The organism is Tenacibaculum xiamenense, from assembly GCF_964513065.1.
Lineage (GTDB): Bacteria > Bacteroidota > Bacteroidia > Flavobacteriales > Flavobacteriaceae > Polaribacter > Polaribacter xiamenense.
In genome coordinates, this window is record NZ_CAZEQU010000010.1 from 256,386 (window position 1) to 282,469 (window position 26,084).

At 30.8% G+C, this 26,084-nt stretch carries 22 protein-coding genes; 1 reads left to right on the plus strand and 21 read right to left on the minus strand.

Features of this window, described 5'->3' with window-relative positions:
* Position 1: 1 nt before the first annotated feature.
* The 12 genes from ACKTTV_RS03065 to rnpA are packed head-to-tail and all read right to left on the minus strand — an operon-like array spanning position 2 to position 12,263.
* Complete coding sequence (locus tag ACKTTV_RS03065; protein WP_408029337.1) at positions 2-1,177, minus strand: O-antigen ligase family protein; 1,176 nt, start codon at positions 1,175-1,177, stop codon at positions 2-4.
* A complete protein-coding gene (locus ACKTTV_RS03070; protein ID WP_408029338.1) occupies positions 1,174-2,424 on the minus strand; it encodes a DUF6418 domain-containing protein in 1,251 nt (416 codons plus the stop codon). Before ACKTTV_RS03070 ends, ACKTTV_RS03065 begins: the two co-directional genes overlap by 4 nt.
* Positions 2,421-3,428 (minus strand): hypothetical protein, encoded by a 1,008-nt coding sequence (locus tag ACKTTV_RS03075; protein ID WP_408029339.1) that lies wholly within the window; start codon positions 3,426-3,428, stop codon positions 2,421-2,423. The genes ACKTTV_RS03070 and ACKTTV_RS03075 overlap by 4 nt, the downstream gene beginning before the upstream one ends.
* Positions 3,425-4,657 (minus strand): lipopolysaccharide biosynthesis protein, encoded by a 1,233-nt coding sequence (locus tag ACKTTV_RS03080; protein ID WP_408029340.1) that lies wholly within the window; start codon positions 4,655-4,657, stop codon positions 3,425-3,427. The genes ACKTTV_RS03075 and ACKTTV_RS03080 overlap by 4 nt, the downstream gene beginning before the upstream one ends.
* Before the next feature lie 2 nt (positions 4,658-4,659).
* A complete protein-coding gene (locus tag ACKTTV_RS03085; protein ID WP_408029341.1) occupies positions 4,660-5,157 on the minus strand; it encodes a KdsC family phosphatase in 498 nt (165 codons plus the stop codon).
* 1 nt (position 5,158) lies between these two features.
* Positions 5,159-6,193, minus strand: a complete 1,035-nt coding sequence (locus ACKTTV_RS03090) for an N-acetylneuraminate synthase family protein (RefSeq protein ID WP_408029342.1) — start codon at positions 6,191-6,193, stop codon at positions 5,159-5,161.
* Positions 6,194-6,196: 3 nt separating this feature from the next.
* Positions 6,197-6,931, minus strand: coding sequence for a cytidylyltransferase domain-containing protein (locus ACKTTV_RS03095; protein WP_408029343.1), 735 nt, complete (start codon positions 6,929-6,931; stop codon positions 6,197-6,199).
* Positions 6,932-6,942: 11 nt separating this feature from the next.
* A complete protein-coding gene (gene rfbC / locus ACKTTV_RS03100) occupies positions 6,943-7,500 on the minus strand; it encodes a dTDP-4-dehydrorhamnose 3,5-epimerase (RefSeq protein WP_408029344.1) in 558 nt (185 codons plus the stop codon).
* Between the two features lie 2 nt (positions 7,501-7,502).
* The gene (locus tag ACKTTV_RS03105; RefSeq protein WP_408029345.1) at positions 7,503-8,543 is read right to left on the minus strand and encodes a hypothetical protein; all 1,041 of its coding nucleotides are present in this window, start codon (positions 8,541-8,543) and stop codon (positions 7,503-7,505) included.
* A 5-nt stretch (positions 8,544-8,548) separates the two neighbouring features.
* Positions 8,549-10,231, minus strand: coding sequence for a DUF6909 family protein (locus ACKTTV_RS03110; RefSeq protein WP_408029346.1), 1,683 nt, complete (start codon positions 10,229-10,231; stop codon positions 8,549-8,551).
* Positions 10,232-10,264: 33 nt separating this feature from the next.
* Positions 10,265-11,890: a S41 family peptidase gene (locus ACKTTV_RS03115; RefSeq protein WP_408029347.1), complete on the minus strand. Its 1,626-nt coding sequence runs from the start codon at positions 11,888-11,890 to the stop codon at positions 10,265-10,267.
* Positions 11,880-12,263 (minus strand): ribonuclease P protein component, encoded by a 384-nt coding sequence (gene rnpA / locus ACKTTV_RS03120; RefSeq protein WP_408029348.1) that lies wholly within the window; start codon positions 12,261-12,263, stop codon positions 11,880-11,882. Before rnpA ends, ACKTTV_RS03115 begins: the two co-directional genes overlap by 11 nt.
* A 137-nt stretch (positions 12,264-12,400) precedes the next feature.
* On the opposite strand from rnpA, the gene ACKTTV_RS03125 reads away from it, so the two are divergent.
* On the plus strand, positions 12,401-13,579 hold the full coding sequence (locus ACKTTV_RS03125; RefSeq protein WP_408029349.1) for an acyl-CoA dehydrogenase family protein: 1,179 nt from the start codon (positions 12,401-12,403) through the stop codon (positions 13,577-13,579).
* Between the two features lie 85 nt (positions 13,580-13,664).
* Here ACKTTV_RS03125 and ACKTTV_RS03130 read toward each other — a convergent pair whose 3' ends face one another.
* The 9 genes from ACKTTV_RS03130 to ACKTTV_RS03170 all read right to left on the minus strand — a co-directional run bounded on the left by ACKTTV_RS03130 (position 13,665) and on the right by ACKTTV_RS03170 (position 25,942).
* Positions 13,665-13,799, minus strand: a complete 135-nt coding sequence (locus ACKTTV_RS03130; protein WP_408029350.1) for a hypothetical protein — start codon at positions 13,797-13,799, stop codon at positions 13,665-13,667.
* Positions 13,800-13,856: 57 nt separating this feature from the next.
* Complete coding sequence (locus ACKTTV_RS03135; RefSeq protein WP_408029351.1) at positions 13,857-14,402, minus strand: pyridoxamine 5'-phosphate oxidase family protein; 546 nt, start codon at positions 14,400-14,402, stop codon at positions 13,857-13,859.
* Between the two features lie 95 nt (positions 14,403-14,497).
* A complete protein-coding gene (gene glpK, locus ACKTTV_RS03140; RefSeq protein WP_408029352.1) occupies positions 14,498-15,982 on the minus strand; it encodes a glycerol kinase GlpK in 1,485 nt (494 codons plus the stop codon).
* 2,053 nt (positions 15,983-18,035) lie between these two features.
* Positions 18,036-18,713, minus strand: coding sequence for a response regulator (locus tag ACKTTV_RS03145; RefSeq protein ID WP_408029353.1), 678 nt, complete (start codon positions 18,711-18,713; stop codon positions 18,036-18,038).
* Positions 18,706-20,556 (minus strand): tetratricopeptide repeat-containing sensor histidine kinase, encoded by a 1,851-nt coding sequence (locus ACKTTV_RS03150; protein ID WP_408029354.1) that lies wholly within the window; start codon positions 20,554-20,556, stop codon positions 18,706-18,708. The genes ACKTTV_RS03145 and ACKTTV_RS03150 overlap by 8 nt, the downstream gene beginning before the upstream one ends.
* A gap of 101 nt (positions 20,557-20,657) precedes the next feature.
* Entirely contained in the window at positions 20,658-20,789 is a 132-nt protein-coding gene (locus ACKTTV_RS03155) for a hypothetical protein (protein ID WP_408029355.1), read from the minus strand.
* 168 nt (positions 20,790-20,957) lie between these two features.
* The gene (locus tag ACKTTV_RS03160) at positions 20,958-22,772 is read right to left on the minus strand and encodes an ATP-binding protein (RefSeq protein WP_408029356.1); all 1,815 of its coding nucleotides are present in this window, start codon (positions 22,770-22,772) and stop codon (positions 20,958-20,960) included.
* Positions 22,773-22,830: 58 nt separating this feature from the next.
* A complete protein-coding gene (locus ACKTTV_RS03165; RefSeq protein WP_408029357.1) occupies positions 22,831-24,252 on the minus strand; it encodes a sensor histidine kinase in 1,422 nt (473 codons plus the stop codon).
* A gap of 43 nt (positions 24,253-24,295) precedes the next feature.
* Entirely contained in the window at positions 24,296-25,942 is a 1,647-nt protein-coding gene (locus tag ACKTTV_RS03170) for a glycerol-3-phosphate dehydrogenase/oxidase (protein WP_408029358.1), read from the minus strand.
* Between the last annotated feature and the right edge of the window lie 142 nt (positions 25,943-26,084).

Consider the following 26,084-nt stretch of genomic DNA (forward strand, 5'->3'; position numbering starts at 1 on the left):
TTTATAGTTTTCTAAAATCAAAATAATGCATTTCTTCCTTTGAGGTTAGGTACATTATTATTGCGGTTAAATAAATGCCTATTTGCCTATCGAGTAAATTCTCAACGAAGAAAAACATTATTAATGAAACCAGCAACATCAAGTTTACCCCATTTTTCTTTTTTAAATTTCTTTTGAAAATCAGGAAAAAAGGTAAACAAAATAAAATAAATCCAACAACTCCTCCTCTTGTAAATTCGAATAAAAACTGATTATGTGAATTATAATTTTTCTTTATAAACCATGCCTTTCGATCATTGGTTTTAAAACCCTCATAATTTTTATAATATGAGAATATATTCTCTTTAACTTCTTTGGTGTTCGGGTTTCCAAAAAGGTAATTTCCTTTTTTATCTATTTCATTTAAATATCCCGACCAAATTATAGTTCTAGAGTCGTTTTTTATGGCAGAGAATCTTTTTTGAATTGAAGTTTTTTTATCAGAAAACAGAAAAAGCGCTAGAAACAAAAACGAAGACACCAAAAAGACAATTTTGTATTTAGTAAATATACGTTCCTTATAGAGAATAAAAATTATGAATAAAAGTGTAAGTAACATAGCTAATCTGGCCGCAATGAATACAATTACCCCAAAGGCCAAAACTGCCGAAAATATATATACATACTTCTTTTTAATTTTATAAAACACATAGGACAACAATACATTAACTGCTGAAAAATAACCTAAATATGGTCTCTCTATCCCCATTATGCTATTTAATCTTGAATAGTTTGTTAAATCATATTTTTTTCCTTCATAGAAGTAAGTATAATTTATAATTCCATACAAAGCCATAACCTGCACCACAATAGTTCCAAGAAAAAGAAAAAATAGAGCATTTACGAATTTAACTTTATCAGTATTGAAACCAACAGCAACCATAATCAGAGGCATTAGCTTTAATAAACTTCCTAATTCAGAAACTAAAACTCCATTAACAAGACTATTAAAATAACTAAATAATATAAAAAGTAACAAAGAATACTTCCATATTGAGGTCCAATTTTTCTTCTCAAAATATGGTGGTAAAAGTACTTGAATAATTAAGGCTATATTTTGAATTAACATCCAAGAAGGGAGAAAAAAGAATAAAATATATAGAAAATACTCCTTAGTTTTTTTTAAAGCTTTTATCATTTAACAACAGATTTTTTATGTAAAAAATCAAATATTAACAATAGTGTCAGGAAAAATACAGGTATAGTCAACTTAGAAAAATAAGACATTGTAAAAGTGTAACTAACCCACATTAACAATTGGAAAAAAACAACACTGAGTATATAAGATTTACCTTCTATAAGTTTTGTAAGCAATGATTGAAAGACTCCTACTATCGAAAGCAATATCATATTTGCAAGCAATGCTAAAGGTAGTGGAAAAATTCGTAATAATATTGAAGGATATGCATTTGTCCAGCTTACCCCACGAGAAGTAACCGAAATATAATCTTCATAGGACCAAGGCCAAAACATCTTCATAAGTACGTGCATTCCATTCCATAGTTCATTAATATTCCAGGTATTGGGATTACCATTATAAACATAATGCTCTGTAACCCCCCAAAAAACATGGGCTTGTAATCCGAAAGCCCTATAAAAAACAGATTCTAAAGGAGTTAACCCTAGATGTTCAAAGGGTTTTTCAATAGAATATTTGTAATATACGATACAAAACAAGATTGTACATATAGCTATAAAGTACTTGTTTAGAATCCATTTAATCTTAAACTTTATTCTAATTTTAGCAGAAAAATATAGTGCTACTAATATACCATAGATTGCGATAAAAAAGCCTGTAAATTTCTGACCAACTAAAATTAAGTAAGAGAAATATAGGAGAAAAAACAAGGTTCCCAACCCCTTTTTATTTCTAAAAATAACAGCCGACCCAAATGCTACAAAAGCCATTACATTACCAACAATTGGACGGAGAAAAGGGTATTTGGCATAGTACCAAAAATTAAACTTAGTAATACCTTCTTCAAATAAAGGTATTGGAGAGCTTAACAAATTGAAAAATGCAATAGCTAAAACCGAACCAATAATTATTGATAATATTTTGAAGTCAGAAAAAGGTTTTAACTTAAACTTATAGGTTTTGATATTTTTGAACAGACTTGAAAAAAGTTTTTTATAAAAAATCAAGGCGATTAAGGAGCTAAGATAAAAAAGAAGTAATACGACTCCAGAATTAGCGAAAAAACCTTTTCTACCCTGTTCATTAACAAAAATTCCATTTTCTATAACTATAACAGAACAGAACATCCACACGTATTGAATCAATAATATAAAGGACAGCAAAAATAACCCTAAATCCTTTTCTAATAAATAGATTAAGATAACTAGGGCGCATATTAGTAATGTTATGTTAAGCGCTAGTATCATTCAAAAACTTCAAACTTAAATCTCTTAAAAATAGGTTTCAACAACTTATTATACTTCAATAATACATAAAACTTGATATCACCTCTAACATCATCATCAGCCTCTAGATATATGTTTAATAAAGCACTTGAATCAAAGGAATAAACACTTCCAGCTCCTAATTCATCAAAATATAAATCCTCTAAAGATTTTTCTGATGACAACACACATACTTCTTTGTTTTCAAACTCAGCTATCAGAACATCATAATCAATTCTCTCTCCATTTCTATGCGGTTTATAATAAACCCTTTTAGAATCGATATATGAGTCGTTTTGTTTTGCTAAATCACATAATTCTTTAAGTCTTTCAATATATAGCTCTTTACCAAAGTGATGTATATATGGTTCTTGTCCTATTATTAGAACAGAATTATTTAATTGTGTTTTCCTTTTTAAATAGGGTAGACTTACCGATTTTTCTGGGCAAATTGATAACTCGGGCGATCTAACATATTGCTTTTTTACTTTCTCATATTCGATTCCACTGGAATGCCCTTTATATATCACATACCTTATTCCATAGAGATAAGATATGATTTTCTTTAACCACATCTTATTTAAGCTTAGGTTTTCAATAGAATGATAATAGTAGTTTAATGTACCATCTTCTACAACATAGGTTTTCATATTCTTATTAAAAGAGAAAAAAAGATAATTCGCCAATATATCTTCTAAAGATGTAAAATAGAGAGAGATATTTTTCTCTTCCTTATACCTAATGATTTTATCTAAAATTAACTGGTATTCCTTTATTTTCCTAATAATATTTGTAATAGCATCAATACTGCCATTAGATTGATTATTTAAAGATATTCTTGAATAAATAACTTCTGAAAATAAATTTTTGTTTACATGAACTCCCTTATTTGCAATTAAAATATGATTCCCTTTTTCCAGTATAGGCACTAAGTTTTCATAGTTCCTTACTTGATTATTTGAAAGTCCAACAAAAATATTGATCATATCTTCAATTTTTTTACACCGTAATATCTTGCTAAAAATAAAACAATCCCCGAAAAAGCGAACCCTATTGATGCTCCATAAATTCCTAAAAAACTGGTAAGTATTATTGAAACTATGAGCCCTATCACTCCTGTGAACACAATTATTTTCAACAACTCAAGATCATGTTTATGAACATACAATTTAAAATGATATAATAAAGAAATGTTCATCAATGCAGCACCAAAAACAAGTAAATAGAGCATAGGTAAGTACTCTTTAAAAAGAGGTTTATTCTGCCAAGATAATAAAGGAAAGGTTATCAAAACGGCTAGAATTGATATTATGATTGTTTGTAAGAGTAATGAGTTTTTGAACTTATTAAATACTAAACATTCTTTCGAGGTTCCTTTTGATTTTATGATACTTGGCAATTCAAAAGATATTACCACGGTATTGATATATAGTGTTATTACTACAGCAATACTAGAATAAAAACTGTAAACACCAGCCATTTCTCTATCTAAAAAATAATCAACTATAAATCGATTTGCATACTCTATTAACTTCAAAAAAATAGTTCCAATAAAAAATATCATACTAATCTTTATGCCTTTTTTTAACCAAGAAAGAAGAAAGACAATCCTTTTAAATTCTATTCTATAGAAATAAATAATTAATGGCAACACCATGGTAAAGATGTCTGAAATTAGCCAAACCTTGAGCACATAACTCACTGTAAAGTTTATTTTAAAATAGGACATTATTATGATTAAAACTCCCCAAGGCGCAGTTCTTAAAAAAAGTAATATATTGGCAAGCATTACTTTTTTAAAACCTATTAACAGTCGATATATTTCTTGGTTTAAATGTTCAGAGATACAAAGGAACAATATAAGAAAAAGGTTATTATTTATATAATCAAAATGAGGTAACACAATAAACCCTAGCAAAAAGAATAATGCGTATATAACAATATAAAAAATGAAAGAAGTAAACACCTTGCTTTGAATTTCATCTTTTTCATTATTAGATTGTAAAATATCTCGAATACTAAAATTATAAAGATCAAATCCAAGAACAAAAATTGTAATTGTAATTAATGATGTTATTAAACTGTAATCACCAAAGTCTTTATTTGACAAGTATTTTGATAAAACACTAAAGACAATGAACTTAATACCAACTCCTCCTACTCTAAGAACAAGGTTTGCTAGTTTGGATATAAATAAGGGGCTAAATAGTTTCAATTCTATTCTAATTCAAGAAGTTCTAAAACTCTTATATTGTTGTTCTTAAGTATAAGCTCAACAAACTCTCTAAACACTCCTTCTCCTCCTTTTTTTGTCAAAACAACATCTACAATTTCTTTCATGTATTCAGGAGCACTCGAAGGAACTGCACTAAGACCTACTTTTTTCAGTAATTGATAGTCATTAATATCATCACCTATATAAGCCACATCTTTCATTTCAATGTTCAATTCTTTTACTAAGGAAGTTATTACTTTAACTTTATTAGTAATTCCTAGAAATACATGGTCTATTTTTAATTTTTCACCTCGTCTTTTCACTGCTTTTGAATTTTCTCCAGTAACTATACCTATTGGAATATCCAAATTTCGACAGAAAAGTACACCTGCACTATCGTAGGTGTTAAATTTTTTAAATTCATTCCCAGCTTCATCATAATACATTCCTCCATCAGTCCAAACGCCATCAATATCGGTTAAAACAAGTTTTGGTAGCATTCTATTCAATATTATCTAAATATATAAGTTCGTTTTTAGGTAATTCACTCTTCAGTTTTTTACCAATAAGTAAGTTTCTATCAACCCACTTTACTCCATCTCCTGGACTTAATAAATGAACATCTTCCTCTCTAATCATATGTCCTTTCGCTAATTCGGTTTTCGTAGCTATCGATCTTTCTAACTTCAGTCTAGCTTCAGACACAGCCTCTTCAACTACTAATTTCTCTTCTCCAATTGATTGCTCCAAATTTCTGATATCTCTTACCATTCTATAGATACCGTCAACTGCCAAGGAACCAGATTGATCTGTTCCTTTCATTTGTCTATCAAGAGTAATATGCTTTTCAATTATTTCAGCTCCCATGGCAACGGCTGCTAACGGAGTAGCAACTCCGATAGTGTGATCGGAATAACCAATGGTATAATTAGGATATTTTTTCTTTAAATAAGTAATTGTTTTTAAATTAACATTATGATACTCTGTCGGGTATTGCGATACACAATGTAAAATAGAAACATTGTCGTGATAATTTCCTATCACATTTAAAGCTTCATTCAAATCCTTTTCTCCAGCCATTCCTGTTGAAATAATTAAAGGTATTTCGGTTTCTGCCAGCGCTTCAAGCAATGGTAAGTTTGTTAAATCTCGAGAAGCTACTTTTAATTTATCCGGTTTGAATAATTTTAACATTTTTAAACAAGAAGGAGCACAAAGCGTTTCGACAAAATCTAACCCTTTTTGTTTAGCATACTGATAAATATCGTAATGCTGATAATCATCTAGCTCTAAAAACTTTCTATGTTTCCCGTAAGTTGTTCCAAATGAATTAGGAGAGTCGTAAATTCGATTCATCTGAGAAGAAGACAATTCATAATCTAAATCTCTTTTCGTCAGCTTAACGGCATCCATTATAGGTAAACTATTGTTAAAAAGCTTATCTATAACCGGTCTGGTTACCACATCTATCAATAGTTTTGCTATATCAACTGATCCGTTATGATTCTGTCCTATTTCTCCAATAATATACGTCATTGGTTATTTTCTATTTGTTTCAATTTGGTTCTTCATTTTTTCTTCAATTTCGCTATTTTTTTCGATAAAAGAAATTAGAGACTCTAATGATTTATCCCTATTGTTTCTATACCATTCAAAATGTATTTTTTGTAGGTTTTCGAAATCCTGTTTTGTATCTAATGTACACCTAATATTCTTATTTTCTATGTTTTTCTCAACAAACCGAACATTAAACTTTTCTTGATTGGAATAAATACAGTTTGTTACATGTTCAAAGCAATTATTAATACTTGAATTTAAAACCTTCTTCAACGATTTCGAACTAACAATCTCTGAGAAAAAACCATAATGAGTTAATATACTCGGTTTACCATTTATGGCAAAAGAAAAATAATCTTCTCCATTATATTGATCAATTAGCATTTTAAGATGATTGATATCTAAAAATGGATTATCCGAACAAACCCTGATAATAGTCTTTAAATCATACTCCTCAGAACAATCTACAAACCTCTTCAAAACATTTTGCTCTTCACCTCTAAAAAATTCAACTCCGAACTTATTCGCATACTTTTCAAGCAAATCGTTTTCTTTATTCGTTGAAGTAGCTAAAATAATTGGAATCTTATTAAAATGTTCTTTGATTCTATCTAATAGTATTTCCAAAAAACATACCTCGCCATCGATAGGTAAAACAATTTTATTTGGCAATCTCGTTGAAGCCAACCTTGCTTGAATAACTATGCCCAAACTCATATTTTCTCCTTTTATTTTTTAGTTGGTATAACTAAATATTTGAAGTTCGGGAGCTTCATATCCTTTTCCAACAGTTCAATCTCATTCTTATCTAGCATCCAATTGATATTCAAAAAACTGTTATTATAAATAATTCCACCCTCAGATTCTTTGTTATAAAAATTATCGCATTTATACGCAAAAATAGTATTGTCTTCAAGCACCGAATATCCATGTGCGGAACCTCTACGTACAAACAATTGTTTTTTATTTTCTCCTGAAAGTATTATCGAAAACCACTTTCCGTAAGTAGATGATTTTTTTCTTAAATCAACTACAACATCTAAAACACTTCCTTGAATTATTCTTACTAACTTAACCTGTGCATATTCTCCTTTTTGAAAATGGAGTCCTCGCAAAACAACTCTTTGTAAAAAAGCTTCATTATCTTGAACAAAATTCACGTTTAACACAGTCTCATCTCTAAGCTCTGTAAGATTAAAGCTTTCAAAAAAATATTCATGACTGTCTTGGAAAACTCTAGGTTCTATTACAAAACAATCATTTAGTTTTGTAGAAATAACTTGCATACTTACCCTTTATTACGGCTATAGCTTTCTAAATACTTGTTTAATTTAATCAATAACAAATAGAATATCATAAGAGAAAGAGATAGTAAAGCTAATTGAAAAGCTTTGTTTTGTGACACCCCTTGGATTTTATGTCCTATTGTTTGAAAATTTGATACCACATTAATAATTTCCGATTTCTCAGTTTTCTCTTCGCTTACACTCTTAAGTTCTTGATTAATATTTAACGTGGTCGAAAACAACTCTAATTCTTTATTATTTTTCTGGCTATTCCCTAGATCAATATTAGTTCCTTGACTAGCTACTTTAGCTTCTTCTAAGAGTACTCGTTTATATATCTTATGCAACGAATCAGCTTGTATTAAGTTCTTTCTCAATAAAGCATCTGTTCTATTCAAATTTTCATTTGTGAGTTCTTTTAACTTATTGAAATATTTATTCTCTGTTATAGAAGAAATAATTATCTCATCTAACTTCGAAAAAACGTCTTGCTTTGAGGACTGAACTTCTATATCATGAACTTTATAGTTATACTTTGTAAATGTCCTCTTAAATTCAGAAAACGGATAACTTCTCACTGTTGCGGTATCAATTTGAAGAATTAAATCATCATAAGTAGTAATTACATCGTTACCATTTATTATTGGATTTACCCTGAATTTTTTTAAGGATTTTGCTTCTTCCAAAGAAATTTTAAATATTTCAGAAAGAACATTCGCTTTCTTCTGCTTCACCAAGTTATTATAAAAATCAACATTACTATACAATTGTCTAGCACTATTGAAATTTGTTTGTACCAAGAGATTCGAACTGTATCGATCTTCTTCATTTAATTCAATAATTAAACCTATAATTGCTCCAATAACAAATGCTATTCCAAGCTTTTTGAAATTCTTTTTGAAGAATAACAATATTTCGATGAAGAAATAGAAAATAGAAGTAAAGATTTTTCCTATAAAATTGAAAAGTTTAGAAAAACCTCTACCGATAATTAAAAATAACGAACCTAAATCTACTTCTTCCTCGTTTTTATAATTACTCATATTTACTAAAATATTTGTTCAAGAATTTTCTGAGTTATGGCGTATGTCGGAGTAACTCCGCTCATTCCCAAACCTCCTGACGCTAAAGTTGCTCCTGTTTCTAATGGATTATCAGAAGCATAGTATGCATACCTTACTTTAACATTCTCAGAGATGTTTCCCCTAATTTTTGATGCAGATTGAATCGCTTTTTGATAATGAGCCCCTTCCATTTCTAACCCTATTACATTCCATGTTGAGTCATGGAAAAACTTTAAAAGGTCTTTATTTTGCAGCGAAGTTCCCAGTACAGTCACCATTGCTCCATCGAACACTTCGACACCAAATCCTTCTAAATCATTTTTTGACAATTCATTTTTAAATGGATAATTATCTGCAGTACCTTCAAAAATATGTGAAGAAGGAATCATAATATCTCCTTTTCCTCCTTCTAGAATTCCAGCTTTACCCATAATTGAAACCGATTCAACATTTAAATGAATCTCTGAATCATTTACCTTGTATGGTTTCAATAACTCATCCATAGTTTCGTAAGCTTGCTCACCAAAAGCATAGTCCATCACAATAATAACAGGCTTCTTGTCAATTGAGTTTACTTTGTTAAAGTCAGTAGCATCTACATCAAGTTTATTTGTATCAATAACCTGAACATTAATATTCGTTCCAGAAGTATCTTTTAAGTAAATCAACCCATTTTCTGAGGCGAAATTTTTTACTTTTGATTGTAAACTTTCACTATTCGAATTACTTAATAATTCAAACAGCTCAAATGTATTATTTTCTTTAGCTTCTTTCGGAAGTGCATTTTTAGCGTAAATGGTATTCATTACACTATGCATGTTAGCACTAATGATATGAATTGGTCTGTCTATTAAACCATTATCCAAGAGCGTTTTTTTGATATTATTTGCCCAAATTTCTCCATAATAATGACGACCTATTTCATCCACTAAAACAGAACTAAATTTTATCGATCGTTTTTTATCATGAACAACTTCATTAATAGCCAATTTACCTAGCCAGTACATTAAATGTAAAAAGCGATTCGGGTTTTCATCTGTTCCAAAAGCATTATAGCTATCATAAACCTCATCATAAGTTCTTCCTAGTATACTTGCTAAATGCACAATCATTACGTCTCTTTCATTATCTGAAAGAGATTTATTGTAAATTACTGTTTCCTCTAAATGCGTCCATTCTCTAATAAATTTCTCTCCAGAGTTACCAAGCATAACCCTATCTTTTATTTTATGAGATTCAATAAATAAGAAAGTTAAATGCGTAAGTATATCATAAATCTCAGATCGTCCTCTTGTTATTTCAATATTCATTTGATCTTTATCGATTCGATAACAGTTTCTTCTTCTTTTAGGTGGTATAATTACCTTGAAATTAGAATTTCTATAACCTTCATCGGCAGTTAAGTTAATGAACTGGCACTCCTCTATTCCTTCAGGTAATCTTTCAATTACATAAGTTAACCCGTTAAGCTCTGTTTTTTTCTCAGCAATAGAGCCATAAATTTCTGGTCTTAAAGCTAAGAGTGATTTTCTTAATGTTTCTCCTGAAACCCCCATTGGTTTATAAAATCCACGACTAAAAAGGTGTCTCATTGAAATATACAAACGTTCAATCGCACTTGTAGATTCCTGAGCCCTAGTTCTTTCTTTCTGGTTCGGTTTTGACATATGCTTAATCAAATATTAGGTTATACAATTGTTTTATTTCTTAAGAATGGAGTTGTACTTATTTGCGTTTTTAAGTAAATCTACAGCTTGCTTAATTACCTCATCGTTGTGTAACTGATGCCTGTACATTCCTTCTCTATAAAAAGAGTTTTTCATTATCTCTTTTTCAAGACTAGCTATAAGTACATCTTTATTCTTACTAATTTCTTTTACTTTTTCTTGCTTTAATTTTAATTCGAGATTTTCATATTCGTTTTTTATCCTTTCACTGTTTTTTATAGCTTTATAAGCCCTTTTAAACAATCTTTCTTCTTTAGTTACAAATGTTGTATCCTTCGATAGCAAAAAGTTTTTAAACTCATTAAATCCTGCTTCATCAAATCGATAATTTAAAGAATCAATTACACCTAATTTGCCCAAATACTCATTTGAAAAATTGAATACAGCCCTTGATTTTAACAAGGATTTTGTTGCTTCATTTTTATCAGAGGAATTTGACTTAACATCAGGTGTTACTCCTCCTCCGTCATACACGGTTCTACCATTTTTAGTTTTAAAAGAGGAAACTTCTCCATCAGAAAACTTTGGAACTTTTCCTGTTTTTGGATCTCGATTTGCATAGTCTAATTCCTGAATGCAACGACCACTAGGGGTATAGTATTTTGAAATAGTAATTTTAGCTTGAGTTCCATAAGTCAACTCATAATAACGTTGAACCAATCCTTTACCGAAAGAGCGCTTTCCTAAAACTACAGCTCTGTCATAATCTTGTAAAGCTCCAGATACAATTTCAGAAGCAGAAGCAGATCGATCATCAATTAACACTACCACTGGCATTTCTGTATCTAATGGATCTCTACTTGTTTTATAAACTCGACTGTTTTTTCTGATTTTCCCACGAGTATCAACCACTCTTTCTCCTTTCGGAATAAATAAGTTTGTAATATTTATTGCATCAAAAAGAGAACCTCCTGGGTTGCTTCTTAAATCAAAAACTAACTTCGTCATTCCTCTTTCCTTTAACGTCTCAATTGCTTTTTTAACCTCTTCTGTTGCTTTTCTGCTTATAAAACGAGTTAAAACTACATAACCAGTTTCTTCATCAATCATGTCAAAAAAAGGTACTGGATTTACAACAACTTTATCAAGTTCTATTTTAATATTTTTAGTTTGATTATTGCTTACAACTTTTATCGAAACCTCTTTACCTGGAGATCCTTTAAGCATTTGAGATAGTTGATCATTTTCCAAACCTAATAACGATTGACCATCTACTTCAACAATAGCATCACCTGGTTTCAAGCCTGCTTTATCTGCCGGAAAACCTTTGTAAATTTCAGAAAGAATAATTCCTTTTTTAGTATAATAGGTCATTACTCCTATACCTCCGTATTCTCCTTCCCTTCTAATTCTTGCATCCTCTACATCTTGTTCATTATAAAAGTTCGTATAGGGATCTAAATTTCTTAGCGTGTTTTTAATAGCCTTATCGGTTAAATCGCCAGGATTAACCTCATCAATATAATTCATATTGATTTCCTTAAACAAATTATTATAAATTTCAATTTGTTTAGCTATTTCAAAAAATCGTGACTGAAACGAGAAAAATACTCCTACAATGGCTATCAACCCCCAAATAACAAACTTCTTATTTTTCATTTTTATTAATTTCAGTTATAAAATTCGACAATAATTTTTTCATTTTCATCTCAATATCAGCATATTTCCATTCATCTTTTGCAAGATAAGAAATCATAAACACAAATGGTTTGTTGGCCTCTGAATAAACAGTATGCTTTTCTTTGCGGTAACTTTCTCTTAATAGTCTTTTTATTCTATTTCTGTCAACAGCTCTTTTAAAATTCCGTTTGGGAACAGAAACTCCTACTTGGGCAGGATAATTTGAAGTATGTTCGGTTTGTAAATAAACCATGCGCAGAGGAAAAACTTTAATCGATTTTCCTTCTTCATATAATTTCCCTATTAATTTTCTACTTTTTAATCGCTCCTCTCTTCCTAAAGTAAATCTCATAATGTACAAACATACGCAAACCAGTTAGGAATAACCATTTTTTTAAGTATTTTTGGAAGAACCAATATTTTAACATATTTACTGATTTTGTTAAAATCTTTCAATATCAGTGAATTTATTAACTTAAAAATAGACTTATGAAACCTGATTTATTTCAAGCTCCTGACTACTACGGTGTCGATGATTTACTTTCTGAAGAGCATAAATTAGTGCGTGATACAACACGCGAATGGGTAAAGAAAAATCTTTCTCCTATTATTGAAGATTATGCACAACAATCAAAATTTCCAGAAGTTCTTGTTAGTGGTCTTGCTGAAGTAGGTGCTTTTGGTCCTTATATTCCTGAAGAATATGGCGGTGCTGGTTTAGATCAAATTTCATATGGTTTGATTATGCAAGAACTTGAAAGAGGTGATAGTGGTATACGTTCTACTGCCTCGGTACAATCTTCATTGGTAATGTGGCCTATTTTCAATTATGGAAATGAAGCTCAAAAGAAAAAGTACTTACCTAAACTTGCTAGTGGTGAATGGATTGGTTGTTTTGGTTTAACCGAACCAAATCATGGATCAAACCCTGGAGGAATGGAAACCAAATATAAAGACATGGGCGATCATTATTTATTAAATGGTGCAAAAATGTGGATTTCAAATTCTCCAATAGCAAACGTAGCCGTTGTTTGGGCTAAAAATGAAGAAGGAAGAATTCATGGCTTAATAGTAGAACGAGGCATGGAAGGTTTTTCTACTCCAGAAACTCATAACAAATGGTCATTAAGAGCTTCGATTACCGGAGAATTAATTTTTGATAATGTAAAGGTTCCAAAAGAAAATTTATTGGAAGGTAAAACTGGACTGGGAGCTCCATTACAGTGTTTAGACTCTGCCAGGTATGGAATATCATGGGGAGCGCTAGGTGCAGCTATGGACTGTTATGATACGGCGTTACGTTATGCAAAAGAGCGTACTCAATTTGGTAAACCTATTGGTCAGTATCAGTTACAACAAAAGAAGTTGGCGGAAATGATTACAGAAATTACCAAAGCACAGCTATTAACCTGGAGGCTTGGTGTTTTGAAAAATGAAGGTAAAGCTACTTCTGCTCAAATTTCTATGGCCAAGAGAAATAATGTTGATATGGCTTTAAAAATAGCGAGAGAGGCAAGGCAAATTTTGGGTGCTATGGGTATTACAGGAGACTACTCTATTATGAGACATTCAATGAATCTTGAAAGTGTTGTAACCTACGAAGGTACTCACGATATTCATTTATTAATAACAGGATTAGATATTACAGGCTTAAATGCCTTCAAATAAAAAAGAAGAAGTGTTCTAAAAGAAAAACAACCCGGTTTTTAGAACACTTCTTACAATCAACTATTAAAAATCACTAAATTAATAGCTACTCCTTCTTTTTTCCTGTATTCATTAAAATTAGAAGAGCCGCTACTAACCCTAAACTAACAATACCAAATACAATCATCATAATAGCTCCATTGGTCCATGAAACTGATGGAATATTAACTAATTGCGTCATATCGTATATCTTTATGACAAAATTAGGTACAATAAATAGTTTAGAATATGACTTTTATCAGTCTTTGTTAAGTTTTGTTTTCAGTCCGTCAATACTTACCTGATTTCTTTCTTCCCAATAGGTATTAATTCCTTCTTCTCCTTTATTTTTAGCCCATTCATTTAACTGATTTCTTTCTCCTTGATATTCATAATATGGAAGAGACATTCCACAAGAAGTTTGAACAGTTTCTACATTTACTAAAAAGATTTGACGAGTTCCTGGAAGCTCTGGAAAAAGAGAAATATATTGACCCCACTCCTCATCTTCTGGCAACACTTCAATAGCCGAGCCATAAATTCGAACAATATTTGGTGCTCCATTGAACGCGCAAAACATAATAGTAATTCTTCCATTTTCTAGAAGATGTGCCGATGTTTCATTACCGCTTCCAGTTACACTTAGCCAAGCAACTTTTTTTTCATCAAGTATTTTAAATGTATCCATTCCTTTTGGAGAAAGATTTATTCTACCTTCCTTAGGAGCAGTAGCTACAAAAAACATTTTTTGTTGTTCAATAAACTCTTTTACTCTTTTATTTATTGAATCATAGAATTTAGCCATTTGTTTAGTTTTTATTATGGATAATTTTAAAGAAATAAAACTCTCTAGTTATCCAAAAGTTTATAGTTATTTATTAGTCTTTTTTGAAGTGGTTCTTAGTCTATCCAATCTTTTGTTCTTTCTACTGCCTTTAACCATTTATTGTACAATCGATCTCTTTTTTCTTCAGAGATACTAGAATGAAACTCAGAACTCAGTTTTCTATTGTTTTCTATATCTTTTAGGCTCCAGATACCTAAAGAAATTCCAGCTAAATATGCCGCCCCCATTACCGTTGTCTCTATAATTTCGGGTCTTTCAACAACAACATTTAATAAATCTGCCTGAAATTGCATTAGCGTGTTATTTGCGCTAGCCCCTCCATCAACTTTTAAGGAAGTTAATTGGGTTTTACTATCTTTTTGCATAACTAAAAGAACATCTTTCACTCGATATGCCAAGGAGTCTAATGTTGCCTTTATCAAATGCTCTTTGCCTGTATCTCTGGTTAAGCCAAAAACAGCACCTCTTGCATTCATATCCCAATAGGGAGCACCTAAACCGGCAAATGCTGGCACAACATAAACAGGGTTTTCTCCTTCTATTTTATTAGCGTAAGCTTCACTTTCAGAAGCAGATTCAATAAGTTTTAAGCCATCTCTTAACCACTGAATTGCCGATCCAGCAACAAATACACTTCCTTCCAAAGCATAATGTATTTTATCATTAATTCCCCATGCTATTGTTGTTAGTAACCCATTATCAGAATACTCTAAATCCTCCCCTGTATTTAATAACATAAAGCAACCTGTTCCATACGTGTTTTTAGCTTCTCCTTTGGCAAAACAAGCTTGACCAAAAAGAGCCGCTTGTTGATCTCCAGCAATTCCAGCAATAGGAAGTTCCACGCCATTATACTTATAGTTTCCATAAATAAAGGATGATGGTTTTACTTCCGGTAACATGCTTTTTGGAATCCTTAATTCTGTTAAAAGTTTATCATCCCATTTCAAGTTTTTAATGTCGTATAACATTGTTCTTGAAGCATTACTATAATCTGTTGCATGAATTTTTCCTTCAGTAAGATTCCATAATAACCAAGTATCTACTGTTCCAAATAGTAAATTCCCTTTTTCAGCTTCCTCTTGAGCCCCTTTAACATGGTTTAAAATCCAATGAACTTTTGTTGCAGAAAAATAACTATCAATTACTAAACCTGTTGTGGTTTTTATATATTCAGTAAAGCCATCTTCTTTAAGTTTATTACATGTAGCTGCTGTTCTTTTATCCTGCCATACAATTGCATTATAAACTGGTTTTCCAGTATGCCTATTCCAAACAACAGCAGTTTCTCTCTGATTTGTAATACCTATTCCAGCTACTTGTGAAACTTCTATATTACTTTGATTAATAACCTCTTTGAAAGTATCGAGCTGTGTTTTCAAAATCTCCATTGGATCATGTTCCACCCATCCTGATTCAGGAAAAATTTGAGTAAACTCCTTTTGTTTCATTCCAATGATTTCTCCTTTGTTGTCAATTATTACTGTTCTCGAGCTTGTTGTTCCTTGGTCTAGGGCAATGATATACTTTTTTTCCACACGAATAGATTTAAGTTAAAAGGTCTTTTCATTTCTAAAAAGTGATGACTCCGATATTATTTCGTTATTATCATATAATATGATTCGTTCGATTCACCTCTAGCAATTTACAATTTATATCAAAATAAAAAACCTTTCAGAAAATGTTTCCTGAAAGGTCTTTTAAATGATTGATTTGGTTAGATCAGTCTTCTTAGTGTCTTAAAGCATAACTTGCTCCTTTTCCAAATTCAGCTAATGCTGCTAACAAGTTACCAAATGCCTCATTCACTTTTTTTAGTAATAATTTCCCCATTGTTATAAAATTTAAATTTCCCTTGAATGTTTGTGTTTAAAAAAACAACACTACAAATATACCGTTGATAATCAGCTAACAAAAGGGGAAAACCGCTATATATTTTGCGTTTTTCCGCTTTTTGTGACTTTTTCAAAAAAAAATCCCTCTAAATATGATCTTTTTCTTGATTTTTGGATCAAACAATAAAAAAACCTCAACATAAAGAACTGATTATAAACAACTTAAAAACAACCATATTTAGGCATTATAGTATTAAAAGAAGATTTTAATATATGTCTATGAAAGAAGAGAAGGAGTTGTTTACTTTTTCGAAGTATTTAAATTATAAGCATAAAAAAAACCTTCTAGCTTGAATCCCCAGAAGGTTTGTTTCCCCTTAAATTATCCGCTCACTTATAATGAGTGATACCACAAAGTTATAGTAGCTCTACAAACTGATAAAGGGGTTTTCCGTCGTTTTTATTGTTATTTTCCGCAAGCTTAGAATTCTTGCTTTTTCGAAGTATTTAAATTTTAAGCATAAAAAAACCTTCTAGCTTGAATCCCCAGAAGGTTTGTTTCCCCTTAAATTATCCGCTCACTTATAATGAGTGATACCACAAAGTTATAGTAGCACTATAAACTGATAAAGGGGTTTTCCGTCATTTTTATTGTTATTTTCCGCAAGCTTAGAATTCTTACTTTTTCGAAGTATTTAAATTATAGGCACAAAAAAACCTTCTAGCTTGAATCCCCAGAAGGTTTGTTTCCCCTTAAATTATCCGCTCACTTATAATGAGTGATACCGCAAAGTTATAATGACTCTACAAATTGATAAAGGGGTTTTCCGTCGTTTTTATTGTTGTTTTCCGCAAGCTTAGAGTTCTTGCTTTTTCAAAGTATTTAAATTATAAACATAAAAAAACCTTCTAGCTTGAATCCCCAGAAGGTTTGTTTCCCCTTAAATTATCCGCTCACTTATAATGAGTGATACCACAAAGTTATAATGACTCTACAAACTAATAAAGGGGTTTTCCGTCGTTTTTATTGTTGTTTTCCGCAAGCTTAGAATTCTTACTTTTTCGAAGTATTTAAATTATAGGCATAAAAAAACCTTCTAGCTTGAATCCCCAGAAGGTTTGTTTCCCCTTAAATTATCCGCTCACTTATAATGAGTGATGCCACAAAGTTATAATGACTATACAAATTGATAAAGGGGTTTTCCGCCGTTTTTATTGTTATTTTCCACAAGCTTAGAATTCTTACTTTTTCGAAGTATTTAAATTATAGGCATAAAAAAACCTTCTAGCTTGAATCCCCAGAAGGTTTGTTTCCCCTTAAATTATCCGCTCACTTATGATGAGTGATACCGCAAAGTTATAATAGCTATTGATTTTACTAAAGGGGATATCCGCTTTATAAACTGCAAATTTCCGCAAAGTGAAGATTACGATTTAATTGCTTTAACGTGAGTTCGAAATAAGAAAATCAATGTCAGTTTGAGTATTTTTTGAAGAAAAATGTATAAAAAACAACGTAGTGATTTTCAATCGAATAGACACTTTTTTAAGTTAAATAATTCTTACATGGAACTCTAATTATCCTAAAAACAGAAAAACCCTTAAGATTGTCCATATCTTAAAGGGTTTTTCAATTTCTCTTTTCTTTACTCAGAATTTCTCCCTATGTCAAGTGTAATTCTGAAACAAAGATATATTGTATTAAGAAGTGGTAAAAGGGGATTTCCGCAATATAAATCGCAAATTTCCGCGATATCTAATCTAAGATTCCTAAATCTTTTGCTTTCAACACTAAGTCTGTATTATTATTGGCATTTAAATCAGTTCTTAACTTGGCTAACTTGCTCTCAATAGCTCTTATTTTAACCAAAGAACCGTCTGTCTTGGTAATCACACCTTCTAAATTTGATATTTTAGTATGATTCGGTAATTCTTTTAAAATTTGAATTGCTACCTCATCCATTTGAATTTCTATAAGGGCTCTTTTCATTAGCTTTTCGTGAATCTCGTGCGTATAATACACTTGATCAGACATCATTTTTTGGATAGCAAAATTCAACTCTGCTGTATTACACTGTCCTTTTAAAATATACGCTAAAGGGTTTAAATTACGAATCACATTAAATACCCTATTGGTTTCAGAGTGACCTGTAATTACTCCTAATTTAATTGGAATTTCATCTCTTTGAAGGGCTTTAATTAAGTTTTCACCACCATCAATAGTAACATTTTTGTTACCTACATCAAAACTCAAATCGGTGAACAATATATGAAATGGATCGGTTGCCATACTTGATTTTACCAAGCTATAAGCATCATCACAAGAATTTGTACTTGTTATTTCTAAGCCATCGGTATCTTTTAAATAGGACATAATTCCTTCTATAATCAACTGATGGTCATCAACAAATAGTATTTTTATTTTATCAGACATCTAAAGGTATTTGAATATCGGTTTTGGTTCCATTACCCACCGTACTCTCAATCGAAAAAGTCCCTTGTAACTCCTCAACTCGTTCCTGTAAATTATGCAAACCAATCCCTTTTTTTCTGATCGTAGTATCGAAACCGACACCATTATCAGTAATATTCAAAAGTACATTTTTTTTGTGTACTGAAAAAGTAACCACTACTTCTGTTGCCTGAGCGTGTTTTTTACTGTTTTGTATACTCTCTCGTATACATATATATAATAGTCTTTTAACTGCGCTATTCATTGTTGACCAATCCTGATCATCTAATCCGCGAAGTAGAATTCTAAAATTAGGCTCGAAGTAATCACTTACTAAATTGATTAACTGATCTTTAAACCCTACTTTTTTGAAACTTACACTACTTAATTGATGCGAAAGATTTCGTACATTTTCTTTAACAGCATCTAACTTTTTAGCTTCTTCTAGTAGCGCTGATTTTTCTAGCTTTTTATGAAGTAATCGTAAGTCTCCAGCCACCTCGTCATGTAATGCTTTTGCAATTTGTTTGCGTTCTTGTTCACGGGCATGAGCTTTTTGTAACTGTGCTTGATATAACAACTTTCTTCTTCTAAAAATAAAAACAGTAGCCGTGAAGCCCATCCCTAGAAATGCCGTAACCGCGAGTAGCCATCCAATTAACTTTTGCTGTTTTTGTCGAACAATTTCTTCTTGCTTCTTTTCATTTTCAGTTTTTAAAACTTCATTTTCCTTTTCCTTTTTATCCGTCTCATAACGAATTTTAGCAAATTGATTCTTTAAACTTCTTTCCTTTTGAAGTAGACTATCATTTAAATGGATATAGTCGCCAATGTAAATCTTTGACTTTTCGCCTTTACTTAATTTAGAAAGGAGTTCCAATGAGGCTAGCCATCTAGCATTATTATGTGTTTCCTTAGCAGATTTTAGAGCTTTTTCAGCATGAAAAATGGCTAGATCAATGTTTTTTAATTTTCTGTAATAATTAGATATGTTAATATGTACCGTACTTATTTCTTCATTATTCTTACTGACTTCTCTTATTTTTAGCACTTCATTATATCGAAGTAATACATTTTCCATATTCCCCTCAGAAAACTCACTGTATGTTTGATTTTCCAATAGCAAAGCATAAATCAAGGGATACTTTTGTTCGATTTTGTCAAACTCTAACCCTCTCTTAAAATAAGTAATGGCTTTCCTGTGTTGACTTTGTTTCTGATATAATAATCCTAAATTATTTTGTATAAATAAATACCCTCTTTCTCTATGATAGTCGCTATCTACCTTTTCATTAACTTTCAGTGCTTTCTTATAATAAGACACCGCTTCCTCCTTTTGATTTAGCTCTTCAGATACAAGACCAAGTTCAATATACACACTTCGCAAATACCTATATGGCTTAACAGCTTCCAAATAAGGTAAAGCTTCTATCAAACTGATTTCACCTCCTAAAACATCCTTTGCTTCTTTTTGAAGAATAGCAATACTCAACAACCTTCTTCCTACCTCCAATGAGTCATTTATAATCTTAGAAATATTTTTTGATTCCTGATAATAATAATAAGCACTATCCTTTTGATAAAGTAACTTGTTATTTAAAGCTTTAAAATGATAATATTTCGCCAAAAGAACTGAATCTTTTGTGCTACCATATTCATACAAAACTCTCTTTAAAGATTTTTGTAAAACAAAAGTATCTTTTCTAAAATAAGCATTGATTCCATTGTCAATAATTCTTTTTATTTCTTTTTGATTACTGGAATCTTTTTTTTGACCGTAAGCGAAACAAGTAGTAAGTAATATAGAGAAAAATAGTATTCGCATATAATCATTTTTGACTTTCAAAAATAATTTTAAATTTTTTACAAAAACAAAAAACTCTTGAAAATATTTTCAAGAGTTTTTTGTTTCTTTAAAGGAAATATCTAACCATCACCTCCATCATTCCCACCGCTTCCACCTCCGTCTCCTCCAGTGGTATCTCCTCCTTGAGTTGGTACATCATTACCTCCTCCTAATTTTATTGCTTCTAGTTTAAAAGTGTAACCGTTTTTCATTTTATATGTTTTTAAGTCTATTATTGTTCTACTAAAATTAAGGTTTTAACTTATAATTCAAAACATTTTAACCTTTTTTTCGATGGTTTTCGAGGTCTTAGAGCAGTTTAATGACTTTTTTGTCATTTTTCACTCAATAAAACACTTATTACTAAACAAATAGGCATTCTAAACACTCTCAAAAACCAATGGTAACTTTATCTCCACTTGCATTCCTTTTTCTGGTTTTGAGAATATGGAAGATTCTCCATTCAGCTTTTCTACTTTCGATTTAATGTTTTTAAGTCCAATTCCATTGATCTGACTGTCCATGTCAAAACCGATACCGTTGTCTTTGTATTTCAATAAAACATCATTTTTGCTTCTTTTTATGCTCAATTTTACCTTCGTTGCCTTAGCGTGTTTTAACGTATTTTGAAGTAATTCTTGTATAATTCTCTGCAAATTGGTTTTGTACTCTTTTTCCAAAGCCTCCCAATCTATATCTGATAGATCAATTTCATGAACAAAGTTTCCGATACTACTTTTCTCTTGAAATAATTGATTTATTAGCTCTATAAAATCTGTTTTGTTACTTGAACTCAGCTGGTGTGAAACCTCTCTAATTTCTTGCTCTACATTTTGTAAATCTTCCAAAAGATTTTGATGCTTCTCTAATTCACTTTCTTCTCCTTCTAAGTTTAAAAAACCTATTCCTAAACGAATTCCAAAAAGCTTGCTTAAGACACCATCGTGTAATTCCCTAGCAATTCTGTCACGTTCCTCAAACTTGGTTCTTGTTTTTTCAAGTTCATTTTTAAATGCTATTTTTCTTCTTCTCGATAAAAATAAAATGGTTATCAAGATTAATGCCGATAAACTAATAGCGGCTATTAACCAACCAAGTAGCTTTTGTTCTTTTTGCTTGGCTATTTCTTCCTGTTTTTGAAGTTTTTCTTTTGCTAAATTATTCTCTGCTATGATTCGTTTATTAACCTCATCTTTATAATTATAAATAGTAGTTGCGAATTCATTTCTATCTTTCTGAATGCTATCCAAAATGTTAGATTTTTCAATACTCAATTCTTTAGCTCTTGAATTGGGTTCTAAGGATAGAATTCTATCTATTGCTAAAACTCTTGTACTAGCCAAATCATGCTTTAATGCCAGATTATACATTAACTGGGCATATTCTCGTGCTTTGACTATAACTCCTTTCTTTTGATAAAATTCAGATAAATAGAGATAGTTCGTAGCTAACCCCGCAATATCATTGATTTTATTTTTAATTTTCCGTCCTTCTAAAAAATCAGATTCACCAACTTTATCCTTGTTTAATAATTTAGAATAAGCGTGATTATCTAAAATCTTGGCTTTTAATTGGTCAGTGATATCATCAAAAGACTGGCTCGATTTTATACCTTCATATACTCTATTTGCTTCAATATATTTTTCGAGATAAATTAAATTAACAGCAATATTACTTTTATATCTAATAATTCTAATAGAATCTAAATCTATTTTTAAAGCTTTATTATAACATACGACAGCTTCTTGATAATTTCCTAGACAATATGCATTAATTCCGAGCTGATTGTATAACGAAGCGGTTATTTTATATTTATCTTTTTCTGCCCCTAAAAGTCTAAGAGCCTGTATTGCTGTAGAATCACTTTTCGAAAAAAACTCCTTTTTTGTTTCAATTCGAGCAAGACTAAACATCCTCTTAGCTATCTTTAAAGTATCTTTCAACTCTAAACTTAAATCTTTCGATTTAGAAATGTATTTATAGGAACTATCTAGCCGATTCAATTTACCAAAATAATACCCTAATGAGTAGTATCTGTATTCTAACATCAATCTATCTCCATCATCAGTTTCAAGAAGCTCTTTTCTTATTTTTTCAATCTTTTTCTTATAACTATTTTTTTTTCGTTCCTGTCCATTAAGATGGACGGACAATACGGTAAAAAAGAAAAGGAATATTATTTTCATGTTTTTCATGCCCTGAAAATTTTAAACTGTTTAGACTGCAAAAAACTAGTATACTGAAATTGATCTATTAATGCCTCAAAGGCAACTTTATCTCTATTTGCATTCCTTTTTCTGGTTTTGAAAATATAGAAGATTCCCCATTCAGCTTTTCTACTTTCGATTTAATGTTTTTAAGTCCAATTCCATTGATCTGATTATTTATATTAAAACCAATACCGTTGTCTTTGTATTTCAAGAAAACATCATTTTTGCTTCTTTTTATGCTCAATTTTACCTTCGTAGCCTTAGCATGTTTTAACGTATTTTGAAGTAATTCTTGTAAAGTAGTATAAATGATATTTAAATATTTATCCTCCAAATCTGTCCATTTCTTATTACCTAGCTCTAAATCATAAGTAAAATTGCCTTCCTTACTTTTTTTATAAAACAACTGATGGATAGATATATTGAAATCTTGTTTGTTTGAAGTAGTTAGATCATCTGAAACTTTATCAAGTTCATTTTCCAAACTCTCCAAATCATTCAGAAAACTTTTGTATTTCTGCGAATCGCCTTTTTCTATTCCTAAATTGAATAGTTCGGCGTTTCTTCTTATTCCATGTAGATTCGTTAAGACAGGACCTCTTAGTTTTTGAGCAATTTTATCTCTTTCTTGGTATTTTACTCTTTCCTTTTCAAGTTCATTACTTTGAAATATTTTTCTTTTCTTTTTAGTAAATAGTAATAAAACAAAACACAAGGTGAACAAGGCAATCATGGCTACCAATCCCGCAACCATTTTTTGTTGCTTTTGCTTTTCTATTTCGAGGTTTAAAAGTTTCTTCTCCTCTATTAATTTCTTATTGGACCTTTCTTTTTCAAAATTCAGATGATTTGCTCTATCTAAGCTTTTCTCTACTTCATTTATTTCACGAATTAAATCTTCTTTTAGTTGAGCATGTTTATTGAAGTATTCACTAAGGGCACTCTCTTGAAAATTAACTAGAAGAAACTCTATTTTTTCAAATTGCAACTCTTTATCTCCTGTCTTCAATGCATTATCACATGCGCTAATTGCATGAGATTTTGCTTTCGATTTTCTATTTTGAGTTAAGTAGTAATTACTCATTTCGCCATTAAGAAAACAAAGACCTTCAAAGTCTTTAATATTTTCCTTTAAAGGCAAAATCTCATTGAACGTATTTATTGCTTCTTTATCTCTTTTTAAAGCGAACAGACTAACAATTTGGCGCTCCTTTAGTTTAGAATAGCTTTCAGGATATTTTAGCTTTAGGTTTTTATTTTTAAGCAAATCATTTAAAATGTCCATCGCATTTTTATGATTTCCTCCTTCTTGATCCTTGATTATAGAAGGCATAAAAAAATTATTAATATTGGACTCTAAAAAGTCTTCTTTTTTTGAACCGGAATGTTGATTCGAGTTTTGACCAACTACAATTTGTAAACAAAGTATACCCCAAAATAGGGTAGATAAAAATATCTTCCTCATATGCAATTCTAAAAATTTTAGAGCTATTCAGCAAGTACAATTTTTATTGAAAATGAACCGCCAACTGTATCTTATCCTCTAGCTCCTGATTATGAAATTCTAAATCTTCTTTTTCCCAATTAAAATAATTTGCAAATTCTTCTAAAACGAACTCTTTATTTCTATCAACACTTGGTTTATCAAAAAATAAACGTCCTGTTCTTCTCATAAAAAAATCCGTAGGTGTGCAGGTCATTTCATGATGAATAGTAAACCAAACCTCTGCTTTTACTAACTTCTTCTCATTGTTTTCTTCAGATAATTCATCAAATTTATCTAAAATGGTGCTTGTTTGCTTTCCATAATTATAAACTAAATAAGCTGCATCTTGCTTGGTAAAACCTTCTGATTCCATTCGTTTAAACACCTGCTTAATGTAAAGCTTTACAGATTTAAAATTCTGAAATGGTCCACCTGATAAAACAATTTCCTCTGTTTGAATTGGATCAAATTCTATTTCAAACCTTCGTCTCATTTTCTTAGCTACCAAATCAACAATACGCTCTGCCATTTTACGGTATCCTGTCAATTTTCCTCCTGCTATTGAAATAAGCTTCGTATCAGACACAAAAATCTCATCTTTCCTAGAAAGCTCTGAAGCTGATTTTCCTTCTTCGTGAATTAATGGTCGTAAACCCGCCCATGAAGATTCAATATCTTCAAGTGTCAATGTAATCTCTGGAAACATATTATTCACTGCTTCTATTAAGTATAAAGCATCAACAATTGATGTTTCTACATTGTTTTTATCTTCTTGATAATTCGTATCTGTAGTTCCGAAATATGTTACTTTTCCTCTTGGAATAGCAAACATCATACGTCCATCAGGAATGTCAAAATACACAGATTGCTTAACTGGTAATTTTTCATGCGCAACTACCAAATGAACCCCTTTTGTTAAATGTAAGCGCTTGCCAATTTTTGAATTGTTAATCTGGCGTAACTCATCTACCCAAGGACCCGCTGCATTTACTACATATTTTGATTTAATATCCAAGGTTTCGCCAGAAAAAACATCAGTTACTTTTGCTCCTACTACTCGTTTGTTTTCATAAATAAACTCCGTAGCTTCAACATAATTTATAATTTGCGCATCGTATTGACTGGCTGTTTTTAAAATTTCAATGGTCAATCGAGCATCATCAGTTCTGTATTCGGCATAATACCCAGCTCCATTTAAAATTTCCTCTGGAAGTAATGGTTCTTTTTCTAAAGCTTCTTCTTTATCGAGCATTTTTCTCTTATCATCTCCTTCAACCGAAGCTAGAATATCATATACCTTTAACCCAATTGAAGTTAACCAAGAACCATAAGTTCCGCCCTCGATTAAAGGTAAAATCATTTTTTCAGGAATGACTAAATGAGGAGCCAGTTTATGAACAATGGCTCTTTCCGTTCCTACCTCTTTCACTAGCCAAAAATCGAATTGTTTTAAATATCGTAATCCTCCATGAATTAACTTTGTAGATTTACTACTCGTTCCAGAAGCAAAATCATTTTTTTCAATAAGAGCAACCTTCATTCCTCTAGAAGCGGCATCCAAAGCAATTCCTGCTCCTGTAATTCCTCCTCCAATAATTAGAATGTCAAATTCTGTTGATTGTAGCTCTTTTTTACTGTTTTCTCGGTTAAAAAATGAAAAGTTATTCATAGTGGAAAGGGTATTTCAAACAAAAATAAACTAAACAGAATAATATTTGCTTCTTTCTTGATTTTCTTTATTATAAAATTAAAAAACAGATTCAATTCTATTGATTTCAAACAGTTGAGCTCATTAAAAACATCTAGTAATA